Here is a 22,569-nt window from a genome sequence, read left to right as displayed (position 1 = left end):
TACAACACATGAAAACAAAACCTAGAGTAGTCGTCGGCCTTTCAGGAGGTGTCGACAGTTCCGTAGCCGCTCATCTCCTACTCGAGCAAGGCTATGAAGTCATCGGGATGTTTATGAAAAACTGGCACGATGAGTCCGTTACCATTTCGAATGAATGTCCATGGATGGAAGATTCCACTGATGCCATGCTTGTGGCTGAGAAGTTAGGAATACCTTTTCAGGCGATCGATCTGAGTGAGGAATACCGAGAACGAATCGTAGACTACATGTTTGGAGAATACGAAGCAGGAAGAACTCCAAATCCAGACATTCTCTGTAACCGTGAAATCAAATTTGATATTTTCTTAAAAGCTGCGCAAAAGCTAAAAGCGGACTTTGTCGCCACGGGACATTATTGTCAAAAAGGTGAAATTGAGGTAGATGGAAAGCCAGTGTATCAGCTATTGGCAGGTGCCGATCCTAATAAGGATCAAAGCTATTTTCTATGCCAATTAAACCAAGAGCAATTGAGCAAAGCGCTTTTCCCTATAGGTCATTTGCAAAAACCTGAGGTTAGGAAAATTGCGAAAGAGTTGGATTTGATCACCGCAGATAAAAAGGATTCTCAAGGTTTATGTTTCATTGGCAAAGTGAGACTTCCTGATTTTCTTCAACAGCAATTGAAGCCTAAAAAGGGCAAAATCATTCAAATCCCTGAGAATCTAGAAGTATATGAGTCCCAAAAAATTCCTGCAGGAATTCCAGCAGAAGATTGGGATAAAGAAACTTTGGATGCGATCTCCATGCCTATTCATTACTCACAAGACCAAGGTAAAATCCTTGGAGAGCACAATGGAGCCCATTATTTCACTGTAGGTCAAAGAAAAGGCCTTCAAGTGGGAGGAACAGGAAAGCCCCTATTTGTGATCGGAACAGACACAAAGGAGAATGTTATTTACACCGGTTTGGGAGAAACTCATCCAGGTTTATTGAAATATGGGTTGTTTGTCAAAGAAGATCAAATCCATTGGATTCGAGAAGATTTAGCTTTAGGAATTGGTGAAAGTGCCCGGTACAAATCAAGAATCAGATATAGACAACCATTATCCTGGGCAACTTTGATCCGGAAAGAAAATGGTCTTTATGTGATTTTTGATGAACCTCAAAAAGGTGTTGCCTCCGGACAATTTGTAGCTTGGTACAACGAAGAAGAGTCAATCGGTTCGGGAACAATATTTTAATAACAAGTAATAAAGAGCCGACCGTATTCGGCTCTTTTCTTATCAACCAGATGGAATTAGAAATCCTTTTTGAAGATGAATACCTCATCGCAATCAATAAACCATCTGGTTTATTAGTCCATCGAACCTCTATCGCTGCACAGGAAACAGTTTTTGCCTTACAACTATTGCGGGACCAGATTGGCCAGCATGTATATCCTGTACATAGATTAGACCGACCAACAAGTGGAGTTTTGCTTTTTGCAAAGCAAGAAAAAGTCTTACCAGCTTTAAAAAACCTCTTTTCTGATAGAGAAATGGAGAAAATCTATCTCACCATTGTCAGGGGAATTCCTGCGATTCTGCAAGGTACAATCGATCATCCCTTAAAAAGTGAGCGATCAGGAAGATTGCAGGAAGCAAAGACAAATTATCAGGTTCTTTCAGAATCAGAAATGCCTTTTAACAGCACAGGAAGGTATCCGACCAGCCGTTATAGTCTTTTAGAAGTAAAACCCGAAACTGGAAGGACACATCAGATAAGGCGTCATATGGCTCATATTCGGCATTATATACTTGGAGACAAAAAACATGGCGATAACAAGCAGAATATTTTTTTAGAACGAGAATTTGGCTTACAAAACTTGATGCTACATGCGCAGAGCCTTTCGTTTACACATCCTGTAGGTGGTCAGCCAGTAAAGTTGACTTGTATGCCTCCATCTCATTTTCAAAGAACCTTACGTGATTTAAACCTTCAACTTTCCAAAAATTGAAGTATTAGAATTCATTTGGGGAAATTATTTTACTTTAGAAGAGCAAAAAATCCCCTTATGAAAAAATTAGCATTGAGCCTTGGACTGCTCTTATCACTTTCTTCCTTGACTTACGCGCAGGTAGAAGATGTTGAAAAGAAATTCAATAGAGAAGAAGCAATTTCTCATTTCACCTATTTAGCTTCGGATGAGTTAAAAGGACGCGATCCAATCCGACCTGAAATAGAAATGGCTGCAAAATATATTGCTTCAGAATTTGAAAAATATGGAGCCAAGCAACTTCCAGGTGCATCAGGTTATTTCCAGATCATCCCATTTATGATGTCTACTCCACCGAAAACAGGGGAAATCGTCATTTCAGGAGAAGCTTTTACACAAGGAGAAACTTTGTTGGTTCTAAGTGGAAATGATTTAGAAGGAACTTACGAACTAGTAGATGTTGGATTCGGAATGGAAGAAGATTACGAAGGAAAAGATCTGAATGGAAAAATCGCGGTAACCAGTGTTGGTGCTCCTGATCAAATGAGTCCAGGCGCTTTATTTTCTCTTGGCGCTCAAAAGACAAAAATCGCTCAGGAGAAAGGAGCTGTCGCAATTGTAGAAATGTTTAATATTCCATCTGTTCCTTGGCAGCTTGTTTCACGATACCTGAACAGAACTCAATTAGCTGTAGATCAAGGAACAGCAAGTGATCTTCCTTATATCTGGATAAAAGACCCAAAGAACAAAATCAAGTCAAATATGTCAAAAGCTTCTAGCACAGAAGCTAGATTCAAGATTGAGAAAAAGATAAATAAAGCGATAGAAGGAAAAAATGTAGTGGCTTGGATAGAAGGAACAGATCCTGAATTAAAAAATGAATATGTCATGCTTTCTGCACATTATGATCATGTGGGAGTTGGTGAACCAGATGCAAATGGGGATTCTATTTTTAACGGTGCGAGAGACAATGCTGTGGGCACAGTAGCTGTGATTAATGCTGCAAAATACTTTGCAGAAAATCCACCAAAAAGATCCATCCTTTTAGCTGCTTGGACTGCAGAAGAAAAGGGTTTGTTAGGAAGCGCTTACTTTGCTTCTCACCCATTGGTTCCAATCAAGGATATAATCTTCAATCTCAACATTGATAATGGAGGATATAACAATACATCTATTATCACGGTAATTGGTTTGGGAAGAACTTCGGGAGATCAGTTGATTACTGAAGCTGTTGAAGAAATCGGATTAAAAGCCATATCAGACCCTTCTCCAGAGCAGGGTTTATACGATCGTTCTGACAATGTAAATTTTGCCAAATTAGGTGTTCCCGCTCCTACTTTCAGTTTAGGGTTTACAGCATTTGATGATGAAATCAATAAATATTACCACAAGCAAGCAGATGGAGTTGAATCTTTCGACTTGGATTATGCAGTGAAATATTGGAAAGCATACATCTTATCCGCCCAAAAAATTGCCAATATGGCTGAAAAACCATTTTGGTTTGAAGGCGATAAATATGAAAGTGTAGGAAAAGAATTATATGGAATCAACTAATTTATCCGAATAACATTCCGGCAATCGTAGCAGTCATTAAACAGGCTAAAGAAGCCGCAAATAGAGACCTGAGTCCCAAACGGCTCAGGTTTCCTTGTTGATTAGGGGCTATGATGCTTATTCCTCCCAACTGAATTGCGATCGAACTGAAATTTGAAAATCCACAAAGTGCATAAGTCGAAATCACGATTGATTTGGCACTTAATGAACCTAACTCTTTCATTTCTGATAAACTCAAATAAGCTACGAATTCGTTGATCACTGTTTTCTGACCTAGCAAGCTTCCCACTTGAAGTGTATCAGCCCATTCCACTCCTATCACCCAGGCAAAAACTCTAAAAACCTGTCCAAATAGATATTCCAAAGAGAAACCTTGAAACTGTCCTCCAGTACTAGAAACCACAAAGGAATTCAATCCAGTATATTCTCCAATCAATCCACTCAAAACATAATTAACGGCAGCGATAACAGCTATAAATGCCAATAACATTGCTCCTACATTTAAAGCAAGTTTTAATCCCTCAGAAGCTCCTATAGACATCGCATCAATTAAATTGACGCCCATTGCTTCTTCATTCACCTCCAATTTATCTTGCTTGACTTCTTTTTCAGCTTCTGGAACAAACATTTTGGACATCACAATTGCCGCTGGTGCATTCATAATACTTGCACCAAGAAGATAAGCTGCAAACTTACTTTGCTCTTCTAAACTATCACCTCCCAAAAAGGCCACATAACCAGCCAAAACCCCTCCTGCTATCGTTGCCATTCCTCCTGTCATCAAACACATCAATTCAGATTTACTCATTTGAGGTATAAATGGACGCACCAAAAGTGGAGCTTCAGTTTGACCCAAGAATATATTTCCTGCTGCAGAAAGGCTCTCTGGGCCTGAAAGACGCATGGTTCTTGCCATAACCCAGGCGATGCCAAATACAATCTTTTGAAGTATTCCTAAATAATACAAACCAGCAGAAACTGTGGAGAAGAAGATAATTGTTGGAAGTACCTGAAAAGCGAAAATAAATCCGAAACTGTCACCGGCTAAATCGCCAAAAATAAACGCGGCTCCATCACGACTAAAACTCAGGAATTTCACAAATGCCTGACTCAATATTGAAAACCCTTCAGCGACTATTGGGACTTTGGTGATTAAGAACCCAAATACTAATTGTAAGATGATACCAATCCCGACTAATCTCCAGTCAATCTTTCTTTTGTTACTAGAAAAAAGAAAAGCTATCAAAACAATGACAGCAAGTCCTAAGATCCCTCTTAAGTAATCCATGAATCGCGGTTTAATAGAAAGCCAAAAATAGGCAAGTGAGCGTCAATAAAAAAGCCTGGAATGATCCAGGCTTATCGAGGATTAATTTCTCTTATTAATTTCATCTCTGATTCTGGCAGCTTTCTCGTAATCTTCATTACTGATCGCCTTATCCAGCATCTGATTTAATTTGTCAAGTGTGAAATCTTTCAGTGAATTCTCTTTTTTGGAACTAGTCTTTTGAGAGGATGGCTTTGTCGAAGATTTTTCTTCTTTCTTTTCTTCTTCTGAAAATTCGATAGAAGCTTCAGACATCACCTTTTCAGAGCAAAAAACCGGAGAATCAAAGCGTACAGCTATTGCAATCGCATCAGATGGTCTAGAGTCAATTTCTACTTCTGAAGTCTTGTTATGGCATTGAATTTTGGCATAAAACACGCCTTCCTTCATGTCAGAAATAATAATTTTATCTATTTCAAAATTAAAGCTATTCGCAAAAGACTTAAACAAGTCATGAGTCATGGGCCTATTGGGAATAATCTTCTCAATCTCAATTGCAATCGCCTGAGCCTCAAACATTCCTATTACAATTGGCAACCTTCTACTCCCATGAACCTCCCCCATTACCAGAGTAAATGACCCTGATTGGGAATGGTTAGATGACAAACCTAAAATCTCCAGTTCTACTAGTTTTTCCACAAAAATTATAATTCAGCTTTTAACGCTTCTGTAAGTTTTGGTACCACTTCAAATGCATCTCCTACAATTCCATAATCCGCAGCTTTAAAAAAGGGTGCTTCCGGATCTTTGTTGATCACGACAATGCATTTCGAAGAATTCACTCCTGCAAGATGTTGAATCGCTCCTGAAATTCCTATTGCAATGTATAAACTTGGAGCTACTTTTACGCCTGTTTGACCCACGTGCTCATGGTGTGGTCTCCATCCAATATCGGAAACTGGCTTGGAACATCCAGTAGCTGCGCCTAAAGTTTTTGCCAATTCCTCTAACATTCCCCAGTTTTCAGCTCCTTTCATCCCTCTACCTCCGGACACGACAATATCAGCTTCAGGAAGCAATACTTCGCCAGTTGCTCTTTCTGTCGCAGTGATTTTTGATGCAAAATCAGAATCTGCAAGTTCTACTTCAAAAGATTCAACAGAAGCTGGAGCTCCATCAGTTTTAAGATCAATAGAGTTTTTCTTAACTGCCAAAATCTTATTCTCTGTAGTTAGTTCAGTTTCAGCAAAAGCTTTCCCTGTAAATATGCTTCTCTTAACTTTATATCCAGAAGTGGTATCAGGAAGAGCAACAACATTGGAAACCAAACCGGCATTCAATTTAATAGCAAGTCTTGCTGCAACAGCATCACCTAATGAGGACTTCGCTAAAACCAGAGTCTTTGCTCCCACTTTAGAAAATGCCTGAGCAATAGCTGAAGCATGCGCTTGAATTAACCCTGCATCTAATCTAGAATCACCAGCATGCAATACTTTTGCTGCACCAGCAGTACCTACTGTAGCTAGTTCCTGATCATCAATAGAACCAAGTGCTACAGCCACAACATCTCCTTCTCCTGTTTGAGCCGCCAGAGCAGCAGCAAAAGAAACAGCTTCTAAACTGGTCTTTTTTACTTTTCCTTCTGATTGCTCTATATATACTAATATTGACATAATATCTTGATTTTTAAATTTTTAAAGACAATTTATTAAAGCACTTTTGCTTCGTTTTTTAGAAGCTTAACGAGCTCTGCTACATTATCTTTATCGATTAATTTAACAGCTCCTTTTGCCGGAGGCAATTCATAGGATGTGGCAACAGCCTGTGTTTCATCAGATACTGCTTCAACCACATTCAATGGTTTTGTCCTTGCAGACATAATCCCTCTCATATTTGGAATTTTCCACTCAGCAATCGGTTCTTGACATCCAGCGATCAAAGGCAAATTAGCTTCCAATGTCTCTTTTCCTCCTTCTATTTCTCTGGCCATGGTCACTTTAGTGCCATCTACATCCAGCTTCATCACTGGCGAGAAGGAAGGCATACCTAGAAGTTCCCCGACCATACCGTGAACCATTCCTCCGTTAAAATCAATGGATTCTCTTCCCATCAAAATCAAGTCGTAGCCACCTTCTTTTGCATAGTGAGCAATTTGCTTGGAAACGAAAAATGAATCTTTTGGATTGGAATTAACCCTAATCGCCTCGTCAGCACCAATAGCTAATGCTTTTCTTAAAGTAGGCTCTGTCTCTGACTCCCCAACATTTAATACGGTCAATTTACCTCCAGTCTGATCTCTCAATTCAACTGCTCTAGCCAACGCATAATCATCATAAGGTCCTATTATGAATTGAACTCCAGTGGTATCGAATTTTGTATTATCGGCAGTAAACTGAATCTTTGAGGTCGTATCCGGAACATGTGTGATACAAACAAGAATCTTCATTGGTTTAGAATTAGTTTATTTTAGATTTATTTCGTGTGAAATTAACAGTATAGAGCAAATTAAAAAAACTATTGATGGGCAATTTAGACCGTTTGGAGCTATTCAAACAATTCTCAAAAGAAGAACCGGAAAACCCGTTCAATTGGTATGCGCTTGCTTTGGAGTACAGTAAAACTGATACTATAAAGGCTGCTGAACTTTTTGAAATGCTTTTAACGGACTTTGAGGCCTATTTACCAACTTATTACACGTCAGCACACTTTTTCACAGATTTAGAGGAAATCTCAAAAGCCAAGTTGATTTATGAAAAAGGAATAGAACTAGCCCAAAATCAACAAGAGATTAAAGCTTTACAGGAACTTAAAAATGCCTATCAAAATTTTTGCTTTGAATACGATTTTGATTGAGATCAAATTTTAAAGTTATCCGGAAAATGCGAAAGCTTCACTTCTTGTTCTCCTGCCTGGTAGCCCAAATCAAATAATTTCTGACAGTTTTTTGCATTGTCCATGGCCGCCAAATCATCAATATCTGCTTGTTTGTAAGGTTTAGATGGTTTAAATCTTGTATTTAACTCATCTACATCCAGAATCACATTATATCTTAAATAGCTTATCAGCCCTTTCTTTCTTCCAGGTTCGTCAGTCAGTATATCATCTTGAAGAATCCCTACTTCTTGATCAATTTCTATTGATGTAGGAGAATTAGAAAGCCACTGCATCATCAACTGATTTTGCCAGCTGGCATCCTGCATAAACATGTCCGGAAGGCTTGAAGCCCAATTTAGAAGGGTATTTTTGCTGATCTTTTTAGGAAGCCGTTTCCATTTGGTCATTCCCGTGCCAACTGAAACCACCAGCATATTATCTTCTCCCATTGACCAGTGATATGGAAAGCCTTTCAAAGTTGCCACCATCAGCATCTGAAGAGCTGGGTTATTCGCCATACTTACTCCTCCATCAACAAATGCTGCAAAACTATTATCACCTCCCACATCAATGGATTGAGGTAAAAAATAAGTCGGTGCAGCAGCGCTTGCTCTTACACATTTCCAAACAGGAATAGACCTGTTATCTCCTTTTTCTGTGTCGTAAAACTTTCCCTTGGGATGATTATTTAGTGGCCAAACACTATTCGTATCTGCTCTTTTTGCCACAATAACCAAAGCTGTTTTGATCTTTTCCTGATCTCCTAAGAGGACATCTCCAAAAACATTTTGCAACTCGGACACCAAAGCCTTGTCATCGTATTTTGCTTTTAGAAGATCATCTATTTCAAATATTTTAAACCATTTATATTTCTTTCCAAAAATCTTGGTTCCAAGCTCAAAGTATTTCTGCTTGATTTCATCGACTGACATTCCGATGGCCAAAGCTGCCGCAATAATCGACCCAGTACTGGTTCCTCCAATCATATCAAAATAATCCGATAACAGTAGCTGATCATTTTGATGTTGTTTTCTTAAATGATTTTCGAGATGTTTAAGGTAACCTAAAGAAAGTGCGCCACGGATTCCTCCGCCATCCAATGCAAGTATTCTTTTAGGTCCTGTTGATTCAAATTTTTGGGCTAGAGTTTTCATAAAAATTAAATTTGAAAATGAATAAGAAAAGATTTGCCTATCAATTTACTAAATTGAATTTTCATCCCTTCAAAAAATAGATTTTTCCTATGATCACTCAGCAAGAAATGTTAAATCATTTTTTACCAATTTTAGAAGAAAAAGGCTCTATCTATCAAAAAAAGAGCCTTATAAAAGCTAAAAAAGCTGTTCCAGGAGTTGTAATAATCACGAGAACCAATGATGGGGATGAGACCAAAAACAAAGCTGAAAAAGGTGATTGGTTAGTAGAAAATCAAACTTCTTCTTCAGAGCAATACCTGGTAAAACCAGATGTCTTTGAAAAAAAATACACACTGATCCAATCCTTGGAGAATGGATGGGGTAGCTATCAACCTAAAGGAAAAATCATCGCCATTGAGGTCAAAATTGAAAATTTGAGCCATTTCACTAAAGATGAGAAAATGGAATTTCAAGCTCCTTGGAAGGAATTAACCCTTCTAAGAGTAGGCGATTTTTTGGTAGTCCCGCCAGAAAAAAACGAGATTTACAGAATTGCAAAAAAGGAATTTGGGGAGACTTACGAGAAAGCCTAAGGCACCAACACAATTTTGCCTAGTTGCTTTCCATCTTTCATTCTATCAAAAGCCTTGTCACAATCCGTAAATGGAAACACCTGATCGATTAGAGGTTTGATTTCCTGCTCCTTTACAAACTGAACCATTTCTTCAAAATCCTGATCAGAACCCATCGTAGTTCCTTGAATCTTCAATTGGTTCCAGAAAATTTTTCGGGCATTAAGTTCACTGATATTTCCTCGAGTCGCTCCATAAAAAATTAGCCTTCCCCCGGGATTCAACACTTGAAGCAAATCATTGAAAGTATTCCCAGCAGCACTATCAATAATTAAATCAATTCCTCCACTGGATTTTAGAGCCTTTTCTGCCCAATCTTTTTCTGAATAATCAAAGACATCTTCCGCTCCGAGTTTGGTAGCCACTGATCGTTTTTCTTTGCTACTGCTACTTGCAAAAACTTCTGCTCCAGCAGCCAAAGCATATTGAAATGCAAACTGAGCTACCCCACCTCCAAAACCAGTAATCAATACCTTTTCGCCATGCTTCACTTGTCCATGATAAAATAAAGCTCGGTAAGCCGTCAATCCAGCAAGTGGTAAGGCCGCCGCCTCTTCAAAGCTTAAATGCTCCGGTTTCAAAACCAATCGGTCAGCTGGAACAATAGCCTTTTCTGCCAACGTACCATTTCTTGGCATTCCCAAAATCTCAAATTCCTTGCTTTGAGCCTTTTGATCCTGACCCCAGTTGATAGCTGGATTTATAATCACTTCTTTTCCGACCCAAGCAAGATCTACTCCATCCCCCACTTCTTCTACAACTCCTGCCCCATCAGAACCAAGGATAATTCCATCTTGAATATTTGGATATAATCCTTTTCTGCACCATTCGTCTCGATGGTTTAAAGCAGCTGCACGAATAGAAACTTTAACTTCACCAAACTCCAATACTCTTTCTTGAACTTGAGTCAAAGACAACTTGCTTGGCGATTTACTGTCAAGGGTAATAGCTTTCATTAGAAGGATTTAAAAGTCGACTGGAGAATTTGGACGATTCAATAAATCGTCGGTATCATCAAAATCAGAATTTGCTTTACTCTGCATTTTGATGGTTTGACCAGAATCAAAAGAAGAAACTCCTGAGGATTGTTTAGAGAAATTTGAAGCGTATACGGGCTGATTCATCGCCGGAGATCCGAAATGATCCAAATCCTGGAACTTCGTATAACGACCAATAAATCGAAGTTTAACCGTATCCAAAGAACCATTTCTGTGTTTTGCAATAATAACTTCACCAACTCCTTGAGTTGAATTATGATCCTCATCTTCAGTAATACCATAATATTCAGGACGATAAAGGAACATTACCATATCCGCATCCTGCTCTATGGCTCCTGATTCCCTCAAATCGGAAAGCTGTGGTCGCTTATCTCCTCCTCTGGTTTCTACAGCTCTGGAAAGCTGAGAAAGTGCAATTACCGGAACACTCAATTCTTTCGCGATTTTTTTCAATGCCCGGGAAATACTCGCGATTTCCTGTTCACGGTTTCCGCCACCTCCGCCTTTGGAATCACCTGACATCAACTGCAGGTAATCAATCACGATCATCTGAATGTCATGTTGAGCTTTTAGCTTTCTACATTTTGCACGAAGTTCCAAAATGGACAAAGCCGGTGTATCATCTACAAACAAAGGAGCTTTGGAAAGTTTCGCCGTTTTATGGACTAGCTGAGCCCATTCATGCTCCTCCAAGGATCCTTTTTTAATTTTTTCTGAATCTAATTCTGCCTCCGAACTTATCAAACGATTAACCAATTGGACTGAAGACATCTCGAGAGAGAATATAGCTACCGGTTTATTGTGGTCCACCGCAGCATTTCTCAATACTGATAGAACAAAGGCCGTCTTACCCATAGCAGGACGAGCCGCAATAATCACTAAATCAGATTTTTGCCATCCAGAAGTAACTCTATCCAAAGCAGTAAAACCGGAAGGAACACCTGTCAGACCATCTTTTTGATCTCTTCTTGACTCCAATTCTATAATGGCCTCACGCATAATCGATTTCATATCGGAATAGTTTTTCCTGATATTTTTCTCCGAAATCTCAAAAAGTGACTGCTCCATTTTATCCAAAAGCTCAAAAACATCCGTAGTGTCTTCATAGGCATCTTTTTGGATTTCCGAAGAAATACGGATCATTTCCCGCTTAATGGACTGTTCAGTGATGATTCTAGCGTGGTATTCAATATTCGCAGCCGAAGCAACTTTAGAGGTCAATTCGGTCACATAAAACGCGCCACCTGCTATCTCCAAAGTCCCATTTCTACGAAGCTGATTCGTTACGGTCAATAAATCAATTGGCTGACTATCAGTAAACAAATCCAAAATTGCCTGAAAAATCACCTGGTGAGAATCTTTATAGAAACTCTCCACCTTCAAAATGTCAATAACATTCGTCAAAGCATCTTTCTCGAGCATCAATGCTCCAAGAACAGCTTCTTCCAAATCTACCGCCTGAGGAGGAACTTTCCCCATCATATTAGGAGTAGCTGGAGCAGGGTGTTTACGTGCAATTCGGGGATTGGTACTTTTTTCAGTCATATTAACAAATGTATGGTCTTCTGACCATGAGTTTTAAACAAGTTTTGCCAGACTTATCAACATCGATAAGCCACAAAAATCAAGCCTCGGATCTAATTGGGTGATTTATAATATACTCCATTTCTAAATCCTCTGAACATGCTACAAAGCATTGCCCATGAGAAATGCCATATCATCTCAGAAAGGGGGATATTGAATATTTTAAATCCTAAAATAGGTTGATTTAACATCCCATAGGTATCCCAATAGTGCGGAAATAATAAATTAAAATTGATGTAATAAATCAGCAAAGAAATACCCAAGGTGGCAAAAGCCGAAATCAAAGATAATTGAATTAAATCTGGTCTTTTGATCCAGATGTAGACAGAAAGGCATAGAAAAATCAAGAAAGTTACATATCCAGAATGAATTCCAAACCCTATACTAAACACAGTCAGGCAAATACATGCTAATAAAAAAAGATAAATAAATTCCTTATTGATGGGTTTAGAAACTTTTGAATAATCGATTTCCCGCTTGGTAAAAGACGAATAAATATATCCCCCCACTCCAAATAGGGCAAAACCTATGATGTAATCTTCCAAACCGACAACTCCTTCACCTAGGAGTGTTGGCGGTCGCCAGTAATCCCTGAAATACCAGACTTCCGCGACAATCCCCATCAGTCCTCCAGCTAAGCCGACTTTAATCATTCCATTTCTCCAAGGGCTTTTCAAATACACTATAAACCAAGGCACCATATACAATAAGGCGAGGATTAAATACGCGTATTTATCGTCTAACATAAAGTCAAAATTCCGTAATGAAAATAAATAAAATGTACCATCCTTAAAAAATTGTAGGATTTAAGAATCCATATAAATCGATGCAGCCAAATTTCTTTTTAAGTTTGACTATAAATCGAAGAACTAAACCCAACTATATGAAGAACTATCATTTCATAGCTATTGGAGGTGCGGTGATGCATAATTTGGCATTGGCACTCGTAGAGAAAGGATATCATGTCAGCGGATCTGACGATGAAATTTATGAACCTTCTAAATCCAGATTATCCAAAGCCGGAATTTTACCAAAGGAATATGGTTGGTTTCCTGAAAAAATCACCGAAGATCTGGATGGGATTATTTTAGGCATGCATGCCCGGATAGATAATCCTGAGTTGGAAAAAGCACAAGATTTAGGAATCCCAGTTTACTCGTTTCCTGAGTTTATTTTTAATCAAAGCAAGGATAAAAACCGGGTAGTCATTGCCGGATCTCATGGCAAAACATCCATCACATCGATCATTTTGCATGTTCTGAAAGATCAAAAAATCGATTTTGATTACCTGGTAGGTGCCCAAATCGAAGGTTTTGATTTGATGGTTAGATTATCGGATGCACCAATAATAATAATTGAAGGAGATGAATACCTTACTTCTCCATTGGACAGAACTCCCAAATTTTTCCATTACAAGCATAACATTGCCTTGGTATCTGGTATCGCCTGGGATCATTACAATGTCTTCCCAGATTTTGGCGAGTACAAGGATCAGTTCAGGAAATTCATGGAGACAACACCAGACGATGGTGAATTAATCTATTGTGAAGCAGATCAATTGGTAAAAGTTGCAGCTGAAGCACTAGAGATCAAAGCCAAAAAAACTCCTTATAAAGCTCACGCAGCAACAATCGAAAGTGGTAAAACCTACTTAAAAACTGAAGTTGGGATGATTCCAATTTTCATTTTTGGAGAACACAACCTTCAAAATCTTCAGGGTGCTCTGGACATCTGTCTTGCTTTAGGTTTGACAAAAGAGCAATTCTACGAATCTATCCAAAGTTTCAAAGGTGCAGCCAAGAGACAGGAATTAATCGCCGGAAATGATAATGCCTGCCTCTATCGAGATTTTGCCCATGCTCCTTCTAAATTGAAAGCAACTGTCAATGCTGTCAAATCCCAATTCCCAGAAAGAACCTTAATTGCCGTTCAGGAATTGCACACTTATTCTTCTTTAAACAAAGAGTTCCTTCCTAACTATGAAGGATCGATGGATTCGGCAGACATTTCAATCATTTATTTAAACCCTCATGCGGCTGCCTTAAAAAAACTGGAAGTTCTGGATGAGGAATCGTTAAGGGATGGTTTTAAAAGACCTGATTTAATTTTGTTTACCGATAGTCAAAAGCTTAAAGAGTACTTGCTACAACAAGATTATTCAAAAACGAATTTGCTTCTTATGTCTTCTGGAAACTATGACAATATGGATTTGGAAGAATTAAAAGCTAAATTCAAGTAAATTGAAACATTAAATTCTTTGCATTGACACCCTTTGTAAGGAAAAACAAAAAGATAGAATGAAATTAAATCTCAAAAACTCCATTGCATTTTTTGATTTGGAGGCTACGGGCACCAATATTTCCACAGATAGAATTGTGGAAATATCCATTGTTAAATTAACCATTGATGGAGGACAGGAAATATATACGAGAAGGGTAAATCCGGGAATTCCAATCCCGCTAGAGGCATCTCTTATCCACGGCTTATATGATAAGGATGTGAAAAACGAACCAACTTTTAAGGAAATCTCCAAAGAAGTGCATCAGTTTATCGGTCAGTCTGATCTCTCTGGTTTCAATGTCTTGAAATATGATATCCCTTTACTTGTTGAAGAATTTTTGAGAGCAGGAATTGAATTTGACTTGGATAAGCGTAATCTTCTTGATGCCCAAAAGATTTTTCATCTGATGGAAAAAAGAAATCTTACTGCTGCTTACAAGTTTTATTGTGGAAAGACTTTGGAAAATGCCCACAGCGCCGAAGCAGATACATTGGCTACTATGGATGTTTTTAGAGCGCAGGTAGAACGCTATCAAGGGGAAGAAGCTATCGACTTACAAGGAAATAAACTTGGAGTGTTTGAAAATGACATGAAGAAAATTCATGATCTGGTCAATGAAAAAATGGTTGACCTTGCAGGTCGGTTTGTTTTTAACTCTCAGGGAGAAGAAGTCTTCAATTTTGGGAAACATAAAGGAAAGCCAATCGAACAGGTTTTTAAGGAAGAGCCAGGATATTATGATTGGATGATGCGTGGGGATTTTCCTTTGGATACAAAAAGGAAATTGACTCAGGTAAAACTTAGAGGCTTCTCAAATAGATAAAAAATAAACCCGGAAGTGATTCTTCCGGGTTTTACTTTTATTGAGCGTTATAATATTTAAGCGCATCAGGCATCCATTCATTTAGCTTTTTAATTCTATTTCTTGGATCCGGGTGAGTAGATAAAAACTCCGGTGGAGCTTGTCCATTACTTTGTGCTTGCATTCTTTCCCAGAAAATTGGTGCTTCTCTTGGATCATAACCTGCAATCGCCATAAATGTCAACCCAAGTTGATCAGCCTCTGTTTCATGCTTTCTTGAGAAGCTTAACATTCCCAGTTCAGAACCGATACCCACAGACTGCAAGAAGATGGATTGAGTTAATGATGGGTTTTGACCGATAGCAGTTGATAAAAGTCCTACTCCAAAGTTTGCTATCAAACCGTTTGACATTCTTTCTCTGGAATGTGCCGCTACCGCATGGGCAATTTCATGACCCATCACCACTGCGATACCTGTTTCAGTTTGAGTAATAGGCATAATTCCGGTATAGAAAGCAACTTTACCTCCTGGCATACACCAAGCGTTTACTTGTTCACTTTCTATCAGGTTAAATTCCCAACTGAAATCATCTGCCAGTTCAGCATATCCGGAATCTCTTAAATAGGACTCCACTGCTGCCGCCATTCTTTTCCCCACTTTGAGAACTTTCTGCCCGTCTGCTGAGCCTGTAACTACCTTATTTTCCTTTAGGACTTGATCGTATTGTTCATCTACAAGAGGTTGAATTTCTTCGCTTGATACCAATGCTAGCTGAGATCTACCAGTCAAAGGCACTTTAGCACAGGCGTAGAAAATCAATCCTAATCCAAATATTAATGCTAGTTTTTTCATTTTGTTGGTTGTTTTTCAAAATCTAAATTCAAATAAAATACCAAATTCAATACTCTTTGATATTTATGTTATTTTGAGGTCAAATATAATTTTCATGAATCCTAAAGTTTCAAATTTCGAATTAAATCCAACAGCAAAATCCTACATCAGCAAAATGTGCAATCCATTCATCTTTTGGTGGTATATGCTGGTCAAACTACCTTCTGCGGTTTTTTGGAAACTTCGGGTCAAAACTTTGATTCTTGAAAAGTGTGAAATAACTATCCCCTACTTCTGGCGAAGCCAAAACCCCTTCAGATCTATTTATTTCGCTGCTTTGGCTGGTGCTGGTGAATTGAGCACAGGATTACTAGCCCAATTGGCATTAGCGGGAAAAGGTGATTTCAGCATGTTGGTGGTAGATTTTAAAGCGGAGTTTAAGAAAAAAGCAAATCAAAAAATCACGTTTTCCTGTGATCAAGGAATTGAGTTAAATGAATTGATAAATAGATTACAAGTTGGGGAAAGCGGGCAATTGCAAATGATCTCCAAAGGACTGAATGAGGATGGAGAACTAGTCGCTCAGTTTTTTATCACTTGGTCATTTAAGCGCAAATCCTAATTGGACCAATCCTTTTCCCATTCGATAAACTCCCTTAACCGGGCATATACTTTTTCACTGGACCAATCCAAAAATTCATGATGCGCATGCATTTGATTAAATTTAATGATCAAAGGATCCCACTCATCATCGCTTATCTTATAATCCTTTTCCAAAACTGTTTTAATGGAATCGGAATCAATAATCTTTAAATACCCTTCTCTTCTCTTTAAATATTCTAGTTTCTTCGCGTATTCCCGGGCATTTTTCGACTTTTTGGTGAAATAGGATATTACACCTCCGATCGCCACACCACCTTCGGGAGAATCCCGAAATCCTGCTGTTACCTGACCTTTAGCCGACAATGGTTTTTCCTCATTTGGATCAACAATCACAAGCTTTCCATCTTTAAAACGGAAAGAATAAGGTTCTGCTTTCACTTCAAATGTGGGTAAAAGCCGAGCTTGATCTTGAATCTGAATCTGAATAAATCGCTCTGAAGAAAGGATGATTTTTTGATCAATAAAACCAGGAAATGTCACTTTTAGCGTATCCCCTTCTTTTGCCTGAACATTAAAATAACCTCTGGCATTGGTAGAATCAGCCTCATTTTTACCTATAACTTCTACTGACACTCCCTCTAAATACCTTTTATCATTGGCATCGAGGATATTTCCAGAATAAGACAACTGGGCGTATGATCCTTGGAAAACCAGAAATAGAATAAGTGAAAGGAGTATTGGTTTCATTCAGATGCCAAGATATTTCAGTAAGTCGGAAGAGGAAAATCTTCCTCGTTAAATAAACTTAAGAGCATCTTACCTAATTTCCTGAAGTTTATCAGTACCTAAAAATTCTGGCTTTTCTGTTCTATACCAAGATCTGTTTGCCGGGATTTTCATCGAAGAAAAAGTTACCTCATCATTTAAATAGATGATTTCTCCAACTTGATTGGGCTCGTCTTTATAGAATTTATAAGCATGCATCCGGTAATTTTCTGGATCAAAATAGAAGTACCAAGTATCCTCTGGATAAGCCACTCTTGCCACTAAATATTCTTTACCATCGAGTGTCTCGGTTTTTATTTCCTCATCAATTCTTGTCCCAGGATCCTTCAGTTTCATTGGCAATCCCCAGAGATAGGTATAATAATTCCTCATTCTCAATGCCCTTTCATTTTCCACATCTCCCTTTTTCACGATCACCGAATCCTGCCTAACTTCATATTCTAGGTTTTGAATTGAATAGGTCATTTTAGAATTCAAATTATCCACATAGAAACTATAATTTCTTGATTCTCTTCCATTGGGCAAGCTATCTATGATATGAAATGTAGCATTCAAAGAAGCCCATTCACCTTTTGGATCATGATATTCAATTGATTTTTCTACAAGGGCAATTCCGTTTTTTGGAGCTTGCTCTTGACAGGAAATCATTCCTATCAAAATAAGTATTGAAAAAAGAAGCCTTGCTGATGGTTTCATTGATGAAATTTTTTCCAATCTAACTAATTTGGCGGAATGGAACTTCAACTCACCCGTCTTGCTCCGACTCCTAGCGGTTTTTTACATCTGGGAAACCTCTATTCTTTTTTGATTACCAAAATTCTGGCAGAGAAAAACGGTAGTAAAATTTTACTTCGAATAGATGATTTGGACAGGGATCGATACCGTCAAGAGTATGTTCAGGATATTTTTGACACTTTGGATTTTATGGAAATCTCCTACGATGAAGGGCCAAAAGATTTGAGAGATTTTGAGTCCAATTGGTCTCAGATTCATCGTATGAATTCCTACCTGGAAGCTGTAGAAAACTTGAGAAAGGAAAAAGTCCTTTTTGCCTGTGACTGTACCAGAAAAAAGATTCAACAACTGGATTCCTCTGGATATTATCTGGGTTATTGTCTGGATAGAAGAATCCCTCTGGATCGGGCAGAGACTGCCTGGAGGTTTAATACTTTCAATACTGATTTCATAAAAATCAAAGAATATCCTGATAAAGTAGCTACTTATACCCTCCCTGAAGATGGGGCATTTTTCATGGTTAGAAAAAAGGATCGACTTCCTGCCTATCAACTTACTTCTGTAATTGATGACATTCATTTTGGAGTGGATTTTATCGTCCGTGGAAAAGACCTGCTAAGTTCCTCTCTGGATCAAAAAATACTAGCAGAATCGCTGGGAGAAAATTCATTCAACCAAGTCACTTTTCACCATCATGGCTTGATCAAAGGTCCAAAAAATGTAAAACTGTCTAAATCTGATGGAGCCACCTCAATTCAGTTTTTAAGAAAAGAAGGAAAATCCACAGCCGACCTCTACCAACTTCTAGGAGAACTCATAGGATCCGACAGTCCGATCCGTACTTACGAAGAGTTTAAAGCTTTCGTCAATCTATAACAAAAAAGGGTCTGAAATCACATTCAGACCCTTTTTCTATTTTCCAGAAAATCTTAATCGTACTTAGCAGGCATTCCCGGCGCTACTTTTGATTTTTCGATAAACTGTCGGATATCTTCATTTGAGGTTACCAAGTCTTCAGCTCTCAAATACATCATATGACCACTTCTGTAACCTATCCAAGAAATACGGTCAGCCATTCTACCTGTTGGATCAATCTGCCACATATTGTATTTGGCATTAAAGAAATCTGTTCCACCATCGTATAATCCAGATTGAACCATCACATGAAGAAATGGATTTTGGCGCATAGCAGTGCCTAAATCATAGCCTGTGTTTTCATTTGATCTATCCCATGGATGTACAGGGCCGAAGAGATTGTAAGTCAAATCAGTATTGTATTTCAATGTCTCTTTGGCATAAATATTAAATGCTGGCGCAAAAGCATGATTCCAAGCAGTTAAAGCAGGGTCAAAATCAGGTCTGGATCCTGTGCCTGCCTGATCAAAACCTTTGTATCTACTATCCAATCTACCAATAGTCATTCCTTGATCTCTCAATAATTCTTTCCAGAAGAAATTGGTTGGAACCATCAGATTATGTTCTAAAACCACTTTTTTATCCAATCCAGAATAATGAGCAAATTTGGTAGCTATCGCATCTCTTTCAGAAGCAGGAAGACTTCCTCCTTTTACAACTGCTGGGATAAGTTCATTGATTGTAAATACCTCTACTTCAGGTAAAATATCATCTAGGTCCTTACTTTGAAGATCTGCATCCAAAGCTTTGTGATACCAAGCTGTGGCAGCATAGTATGGCAAATAATTAGCGGTTTTTATTTGAGAACCTCTATCAATCCCAAGATCAGTTGGAGACACCATGATTACACCGTTGAAATACATCCAGTGTGCTCCTTGAAGTTGTGCAACCAAACCCGCTACTCTGGTGGTACCATAACTTTCACCAATCAAATATTTTGGAGAAGCCCATCTCCCTTGTCTAGTCACAAAGGTATTTACCCAATCTGCCAGATACTTGATATCTGAATTGATTCCGAAGAATGTTGATCTTGGAGTTTCAGGATCCACAATTCTTGAATAACCCGTATTGACAGGATCCACATAAACGATATCCGCAACATCCAAGATAGAATTTGGGTTGGACTTTGTACCGTAAGGTTGAACTGGATATCCTTCATCATCTATGTTTAGAATGACTGGACCAGTATAGGCCAAATGCATCCAAATAGAAGCTGATCCAGGACCTCCGTTAAATGAAATCACCAATGGCCTTGTTGTCTTATTCGAGATATCGGTTCTTTCATAATAAGTATAAAACAATGAAGCCATAGGCATTCCCTCTTCATTCCAAACAGGTTGGGTTCCAGCAGTTGCTTTGTAAGGGATTTTCTTTCCTTTAATGGTGGTTTCGTGAGTGCTTTCTACTTTGGATTCCACCTCAATATGACGCTCTGTTTGTGCCCAGGCAAAGCTGACACAGACCATCATCATGATCGATAGATAAATTTTTCTCATAAGGTAAGTGGTATTTTATGTGCTTTGAAAGTACAATTCATTCAAGAAAATACCCTAAAAAATTACACAGATGGACAGGAATTCCTGATTAATTCTTTCCTGAAGCAACAAGTCTGGCAATAACCACAGCAGGATATAAAATCCCCACCGTTGATAGGAAAACTGACAACATTTTGGTCATGATATGGGTGGGATATAAATCTCCAAAGCCCACCGTGGTAAGTGACACCAAACTAAAATAAATGTATTGGGTATAATCCTCGTCCATTCCTCTCAATTCGGATGCTCCTGCTATACCAGTGCCAGTAAAAAGATATATAATTTCAAAAACGAAAGCACCTAAAATAGCCACTAATAAATAGACATTGATTGCACCAATTACTCTGTAAATATTGACCTCATTATCTCTAAATAACAATCTAATATTCAGAAATATAAATACCAACATATTAAGTATCCCTACAAATCTTTCTGACAAATAAAACTCAAAATCGAAATCACTGAATCTAAGGATTCTCAATCCTAATTGAGTGAAAAATAAACCTGATGTTAGAAAGACCAAAAACTTTTCTCTGGAAGACCAAATCCCTGTGAAAAACAGAAACAGGAAAACAGTATTGACGAATATAAAATGAACATGACCGTACTCAATCAGGATCGGAAGAATGAAAACCGTAAAGAGTAGAATCAAGAGAAGCAACCCAAAACTGGCATCAGTCAGCCAATATTCCGTGAAGTTTTTAAATGCCTTTTGGACCGGCTTATTTTTAGTTTTGGTTGCTTCTGTGCTAGACATAAGATTAAATATCTAAATTCCCAGATAATACCTGTACTGCTTGTCCTTTGATGATGACCCGATCATCATGCTTCTCTAAGTGCAGAATCCCTCCTCTTTTTGAAGCTTGATAAGCTTTTAAAGAAAACTTGCCTGTTTTCTGATACCAATAATCCATCAATGCACAGTGGGCAAAACCAGTAACAGGATCCTCATTAATCCCTACGTTTGGACCAAAAAACCGACTATATATATCAAAAGGCTCTTTCCCTTTGGCGGTGACAATAATTCCTTCTTCAGATTGAGCGGCTATTACCTGAAAATCTGGGCTGACAGACTCCACAGCTTCATGATCCTCCAATTCGATAATCCAGTTTTTCCTCAATTCAGAGATCGCAACAATCTTCTTTCCGAAAAAGTCCTCTTTAAAGTATGGATGAGGCTCGGTGAATGTTGGAAGTAAAGGAAAATCCATTTCTATCCATTCTCCGTCTCCTTTTACTCGTAACTCCCCACTCCTAGTCATAAACCGGATTGTATCTCCCGGAATGGCACAGCCAGCATGCATCATTTGAAATGCCGAAGCCAGAGTGGCATGTCCGCAAAGATCGATTTCCAAAGTTGGAGTAAACCAACGCAAACCAAACACTCCCATTTCATCCGTCTTTTCCACAAAAGCAGTTTCGCTCAGGTTCATTTCCATGGCGATGGTCTGCATTTGTTCGGCAGTTAGTGGCTCATTTAAAAGACAAACTGCTGCAGGATTTCCACCAAACGGTTTATTGGTAAAAGCATCTACTATTGCAATAGGAAGTTTCATGGTTTAATATTTATCTAAAAAGATTTGATAATGATGTTTAAAATGTCCCGGAATGATCCATAACAAAGCTCGGGGCGTGATTGGGTTTCCACTGGCCTGGCCCACAAAGTCCAAGGTTTCTTCAGGCAAAATAGAAATCATAGACAGTAAAGCCATTCTTTGTGCCTTAAAATCATCCAAAAGGTTTTGAATCGGAACTTGACTAAACCTTGCATTCAAAACATAAGGATCCTGATCAAACCCAGGAAGTGCCGATTTTTCTCCTCTGGCAAAGCAAAGTGCTCGAAAAGTCATGATTCTTTCTGTGTCGATCATATGGCCCAACACTTCTTTTGGTGTCCATTTACCTTCTGCATAAGCTTTTTCAGACCATTCAACACCTTTACTTTTGAAAAGGTCATTTAAAAGTTCAATCTGATCCAAAATGATTTTTTCGTACTGATCTCCACTCACGAGATTTAAATAGGTGGAGAAAAAATTAGAATAATCGCCTTTTTTGGGTTGGTTTAATGTCTTCATGTAAAA

Annotated in this window: 24 protein-coding genes; 9 read left to right on the top strand and 15 right to left on the bottom strand. The window is 38.4% G+C overall.

Going from position 1 to position 22,569, the window contains the following annotated elements; all coding sequences use genetic code 11:
- Positions 1-8: 8 nt before the first annotated feature.
- From mnmA to FHS59_RS18565, 3 genes are read left to right on the top strand one after another with little or no spacing between them, the layout of a single operon-like run.
- Entirely contained in the window at positions 9-1,220 is a 1,212-nt protein-coding gene (mnmA, locus tag FHS59_RS18575) for a tRNA 2-thiouridine(34) synthase MnmA (RefSeq protein WP_184496894.1), read from the top strand.
- A 50-nt stretch (positions 1,221-1,270) separates the two neighbouring features.
- Positions 1,271-1,975, top strand: coding sequence for a pseudouridine synthase (locus FHS59_RS18570; protein WP_184496892.1), 705 nt, complete (start codon positions 1,271-1,273; stop codon positions 1,973-1,975).
- Between the two features lie 57 nt (positions 1,976-2,032).
- Positions 2,033-3,508: a M28 family peptidase gene (locus FHS59_RS18565; RefSeq protein WP_184496890.1), complete on the top strand. Its 1,476-nt coding sequence runs from the start codon at positions 2,033-2,035 to the stop codon at positions 3,506-3,508.
- 1 nt (position 3,509) lies between these two features.
- On the opposite strand, the gene FHS59_RS18560 is transcribed toward FHS59_RS18565, so the two are convergent.
- The 4 genes from FHS59_RS18560 to FHS59_RS18545 form a co-directional block, all read right to left on the bottom strand.
- Positions 3,510-4,796, bottom strand: a complete 1,287-nt coding sequence (locus tag FHS59_RS18560) for a NupC/NupG family nucleoside CNT transporter (RefSeq protein WP_184496888.1) — start codon at positions 4,794-4,796, stop codon at positions 3,510-3,512.
- A gap of 81 nt (positions 4,797-4,877) precedes the next feature.
- On the bottom strand, positions 4,878-5,474 hold the full coding sequence (locus FHS59_RS18555; RefSeq protein ID WP_184496886.1) for a bifunctional nuclease family protein: 597 nt from the start codon (positions 5,472-5,474) through the stop codon (positions 4,878-4,880).
- Between the two features lie 5 nt (positions 5,475-5,479).
- Entirely contained in the window at positions 5,480-6,448 is a 969-nt protein-coding gene (locus FHS59_RS18550) for an electron transfer flavoprotein subunit alpha/FixB family protein (RefSeq protein ID WP_184496884.1), read from the bottom strand.
- Between the two features lie 35 nt (positions 6,449-6,483).
- Positions 6,484-7,221, bottom strand: coding sequence for an electron transfer flavoprotein subunit beta/FixA family protein (locus FHS59_RS18545; RefSeq protein ID WP_184496882.1), 738 nt, complete (start codon positions 7,219-7,221; stop codon positions 6,484-6,486).
- A 74-nt stretch (positions 7,222-7,295) separates the two neighbouring features.
- Between FHS59_RS18545 and FHS59_RS18540 the strand changes: the two genes are divergently transcribed.
- Positions 7,296-7,628, top strand: coding sequence for a tetratricopeptide repeat protein (locus FHS59_RS18540; RefSeq protein WP_184496880.1), 333 nt, complete (start codon positions 7,296-7,298; stop codon positions 7,626-7,628).
- Between the two features lie 2 nt (positions 7,629-7,630).
- On the opposite strand, the gene FHS59_RS18535 is transcribed toward FHS59_RS18540, so the two are convergent.
- Positions 7,631-8,803 (bottom strand): patatin-like phospholipase family protein, encoded by a 1,173-nt coding sequence (locus FHS59_RS18535; RefSeq protein ID WP_184496878.1) that lies wholly within the window; start codon positions 8,801-8,803, stop codon positions 7,631-7,633.
- Between the two features lie 89 nt (positions 8,804-8,892).
- Here FHS59_RS18535 and FHS59_RS18530 point away from each other — a divergent pair, with 89 nt between their 5' ends.
- On the top strand, positions 8,893-9,378 hold the full coding sequence (locus FHS59_RS18530) for a hypothetical protein (protein ID WP_184496876.1): 486 nt from the start codon (positions 8,893-8,895) through the stop codon (positions 9,376-9,378).
- Here the strand turns inward: FHS59_RS18530 and FHS59_RS18525 are convergent.
- From FHS59_RS18525 to FHS59_RS18515, 3 genes are all read right to left on the bottom strand, one after another.
- Positions 9,375-10,373: a quinone oxidoreductase family protein gene (locus FHS59_RS18525; RefSeq protein WP_184496874.1), complete on the bottom strand. Its 999-nt coding sequence runs from the start codon at positions 10,371-10,373 to the stop codon at positions 9,375-9,377. The two genes, FHS59_RS18530 and FHS59_RS18525, sit on opposite strands and share 4 nt — an antisense overlap.
- A 9-nt stretch (positions 10,374-10,382) precedes the next feature.
- The gene (dnaB, locus tag FHS59_RS18520) at positions 10,383-11,960 is read right to left on the bottom strand and encodes a replicative DNA helicase (protein ID WP_184496872.1); all 1,578 of its coding nucleotides are present in this window, start codon (positions 11,958-11,960) and stop codon (positions 10,383-10,385) included.
- 92 nt (positions 11,961-12,052) lie between these two features.
- On the bottom strand, positions 12,053-12,745 hold the full coding sequence (locus tag FHS59_RS18515; RefSeq protein ID WP_184496870.1) for a lycopene cyclase domain-containing protein: 693 nt from the start codon (positions 12,743-12,745) through the stop codon (positions 12,053-12,055).
- 137 nt (positions 12,746-12,882) lie between these two features.
- Between FHS59_RS18515 and FHS59_RS18510 the strand changes: the two genes are divergently transcribed.
- The gene (locus tag FHS59_RS18510; RefSeq protein ID WP_184496867.1) at positions 12,883-14,238 is read left to right on the top strand and encodes a UDP-N-acetylmuramate--L-alanine ligase; all 1,356 of its coding nucleotides are present in this window, start codon (positions 12,883-12,885) and stop codon (positions 14,236-14,238) included.
- Positions 14,239-14,296: 58 nt separating this feature from the next.
- Positions 14,297-15,103 carry a 3'-5' exonuclease gene (locus FHS59_RS18505; RefSeq protein WP_184496866.1) on the top strand — a complete coding sequence of 269 codons (807 nt, stop codon included), beginning with the start codon at positions 14,297-14,299 and terminating at the stop codon, positions 15,101-15,103.
- Positions 15,104-15,140: 37 nt separating this feature from the next.
- On the opposite strand, the gene FHS59_RS18500 is transcribed toward FHS59_RS18505, so the two are convergent.
- Positions 15,141-15,935: a M48 family metallopeptidase gene (locus tag FHS59_RS18500; RefSeq protein ID WP_184496864.1), complete on the bottom strand. Its 795-nt coding sequence runs from the start codon at positions 15,933-15,935 to the stop codon at positions 15,141-15,143.
- Between the two features lie 94 nt (positions 15,936-16,029).
- Here FHS59_RS18500 and FHS59_RS18495 point away from each other — a divergent pair, with 94 nt between their 5' ends.
- Positions 16,030-16,536, top strand: a complete 507-nt coding sequence (locus tag FHS59_RS18495; RefSeq protein ID WP_184496862.1) for a DUF4442 domain-containing protein — start codon at positions 16,030-16,032, stop codon at positions 16,534-16,536.
- Here FHS59_RS18495 and FHS59_RS18490 read toward each other — a convergent pair.
- Positions 16,533-17,264, bottom strand: coding sequence for a carboxypeptidase-like regulatory domain-containing protein (locus tag FHS59_RS18490; RefSeq protein ID WP_184496860.1), 732 nt, complete (start codon positions 17,262-17,264; stop codon positions 16,533-16,535). The two genes, FHS59_RS18495 and FHS59_RS18490, sit on opposite strands and share 4 nt — an antisense overlap.
- A 69-nt stretch (positions 17,265-17,333) precedes the next feature.
- Positions 17,334-17,999 (bottom strand): DUF6503 family protein, encoded by a 666-nt coding sequence (locus tag FHS59_RS18485; RefSeq protein WP_184496859.1) that lies wholly within the window; start codon positions 17,997-17,999, stop codon positions 17,334-17,336.
- A 36-nt stretch (positions 18,000-18,035) separates the two neighbouring features.
- Here FHS59_RS18485 and FHS59_RS18480 point away from each other — a divergent pair, with 36 nt between their 5' ends.
- Positions 18,036-18,914: a glutamate--tRNA ligase family protein gene (locus FHS59_RS18480; protein ID WP_184496858.1), complete on the top strand. Its 879-nt coding sequence runs from the start codon at positions 18,036-18,038 to the stop codon at positions 18,912-18,914.
- 53 nt (positions 18,915-18,967) lie between these two features.
- Here FHS59_RS18480 and FHS59_RS18475 read toward each other — a convergent pair whose 3' ends face one another.
- The 4 genes from FHS59_RS18475 to FHS59_RS18460 all read right to left on the bottom strand — a co-directional run bounded on the left by FHS59_RS18475 (position 18,968) and on the right by FHS59_RS18460 (position 22,563).
- Positions 18,968-20,449, bottom strand: a complete 1,482-nt coding sequence (locus FHS59_RS18475) for a S10 family peptidase (RefSeq protein WP_184496857.1) — start codon at positions 20,447-20,449, stop codon at positions 18,968-18,970.
- An 88-nt stretch (positions 20,450-20,537) separates the two neighbouring features.
- Positions 20,538-21,245: a potassium channel family protein gene (locus FHS59_RS18470; RefSeq protein ID WP_184496856.1), complete on the bottom strand. Its 708-nt coding sequence runs from the start codon at positions 21,243-21,245 to the stop codon at positions 20,538-20,540.
- Between the two features lie 4 nt (positions 21,246-21,249).
- Positions 21,250-22,044, bottom strand: coding sequence for a PhzF family phenazine biosynthesis protein (locus FHS59_RS18465; protein ID WP_184496854.1), 795 nt, complete (start codon positions 22,042-22,044; stop codon positions 21,250-21,252).
- Positions 22,045-22,047: 3 nt separating this feature from the next.
- On the bottom strand, positions 22,048-22,563 hold the full coding sequence (locus FHS59_RS18460; protein ID WP_184496853.1) for a DinB family protein: 516 nt from the start codon (positions 22,561-22,563) through the stop codon (positions 22,048-22,050).
- Between the last annotated feature and the right edge of the window lie 6 nt (positions 22,564-22,569).

Source organism: Algoriphagus iocasae (assembly GCF_014206875.1).
In the GTDB taxonomy this organism is placed as follows: Bacteria; Bacteroidota; Bacteroidia; order Cytophagales; family Cyclobacteriaceae; genus Algoriphagus; species Algoriphagus iocasae.
Note: the sequence above shows the minus strand (reverse complement) of the source record. Positions and strands in the feature narration are given on the sequence as shown.

Coding starts and splice junctions, on each gene's coding strand:
- FHS59_RS18565 (WP_184496890.1), top strand. CDS start 2,033: ATGAAAAAATTAGCATTGAGCCTTGGACTGCTCTTATCACTTTCTTCC.
- FHS59_RS18500 (WP_184496864.1), bottom strand. CDS start 15,935: ATGAAAAAACTAGCATTAATATTTGGATTAGGATTGATTTTCTACGCC.
- FHS59_RS18460 (WP_184496853.1), bottom strand. CDS start 22,563: ATGAAGACATTAAACCAACCCAAAAAAGGCGATTATTCTAATTTTTTC.
- FHS59_RS18480 (WP_184496858.1), top strand. CDS start 18,036: ATGGAACTTCAACTCACCCGTCTTGCTCCGACTCCTAGCGGTTTTTTA.
- FHS59_RS18475 (WP_184496857.1), bottom strand. CDS start 20,449: ATGAGAAAAATTTATCTATCGATCATGATGATGGTCTGTGTCAGCTTT.
- FHS59_RS18485 (WP_184496859.1), bottom strand. CDS start 17,999: ATGAAACCATCAGCAAGGCTTCTTTTTTCAATACTTATTTTGATAGGA.
- FHS59_RS18525 (WP_184496874.1), bottom strand. CDS start 10,373: ATGAAAGCTATTACCCTTGACAGTAAATCGCCAAGCAAGTTGTCTTTG.
- FHS59_RS18535 (WP_184496878.1), bottom strand. CDS start 8,803: ATGAAAACTCTAGCCCAAAAATTTGAATCAACAGGACCTAAAAGAATA.
- FHS59_RS18550 (WP_184496884.1), bottom strand. CDS start 6,448: ATGTCAATATTAGTATATATAGAGCAATCAGAAGGAAAAGTAAAAAAG.
- FHS59_RS18570 (WP_184496892.1), top strand. CDS start 1,271: ATGGAATTAGAAATCCTTTTTGAAGATGAATACCTCATCGCAATCAAT.
- FHS59_RS18515 (WP_184496870.1), bottom strand. CDS start 12,745: ATGTTAGACGATAAATACGCGTATTTAATCCTCGCCTTATTGTATATG.
- FHS59_RS18470 (WP_184496856.1), bottom strand. CDS start 21,245: ATGTCTAGCACAGAAGCAACCAAAACTAAAAATAAGCCGGTCCAAAAG.
- FHS59_RS18465 (WP_184496854.1), bottom strand. CDS start 22,044: ATGAAACTTCCTATTGCAATAGTAGATGCTTTTACCAATAAACCGTTT.
- mnmA (WP_184496894.1), top strand. CDS start 9: ATGAAAACAAAACCTAGAGTAGTCGTCGGCCTTTCAGGAGGTGTCGAC.
- FHS59_RS18490 (WP_184496860.1), bottom strand. CDS start 17,264: ATGAAACCAATACTCCTTTCACTTATTCTATTTCTGGTTTTCCAAGGA.
- FHS59_RS18510 (WP_184496867.1), top strand. CDS start 12,883: ATGAAGAACTATCATTTCATAGCTATTGGAGGTGCGGTGATGCATAAT.
- dnaB (WP_184496872.1), bottom strand. CDS start 11,960: ATGACTGAAAAAAGTACCAATCCCCGAATTGCACGTAAACACCCTGCT.
- FHS59_RS18530 (WP_184496876.1), top strand. CDS start 8,893: ATGATCACTCAGCAAGAAATGTTAAATCATTTTTTACCAATTTTAGAA.
- FHS59_RS18545 (WP_184496882.1), bottom strand. CDS start 7,221: ATGAAGATTCTTGTTTGTATCACACATGTTCCGGATACGACCTCAAAG.
- FHS59_RS18560 (WP_184496888.1), bottom strand. CDS start 4,796: ATGGATTACTTAAGAGGGATCTTAGGACTTGCTGTCATTGTTTTGATA.
- FHS59_RS18505 (WP_184496866.1), top strand. CDS start 14,297: ATGAAATTAAATCTCAAAAACTCCATTGCATTTTTTGATTTGGAGGCT.
- FHS59_RS18495 (WP_184496862.1), top strand. CDS start 16,030: ATGAATCCTAAAGTTTCAAATTTCGAATTAAATCCAACAGCAAAATCC.
- FHS59_RS18540 (WP_184496880.1), top strand. CDS start 7,296: ATGGGCAATTTAGACCGTTTGGAGCTATTCAAACAATTCTCAAAAGAA.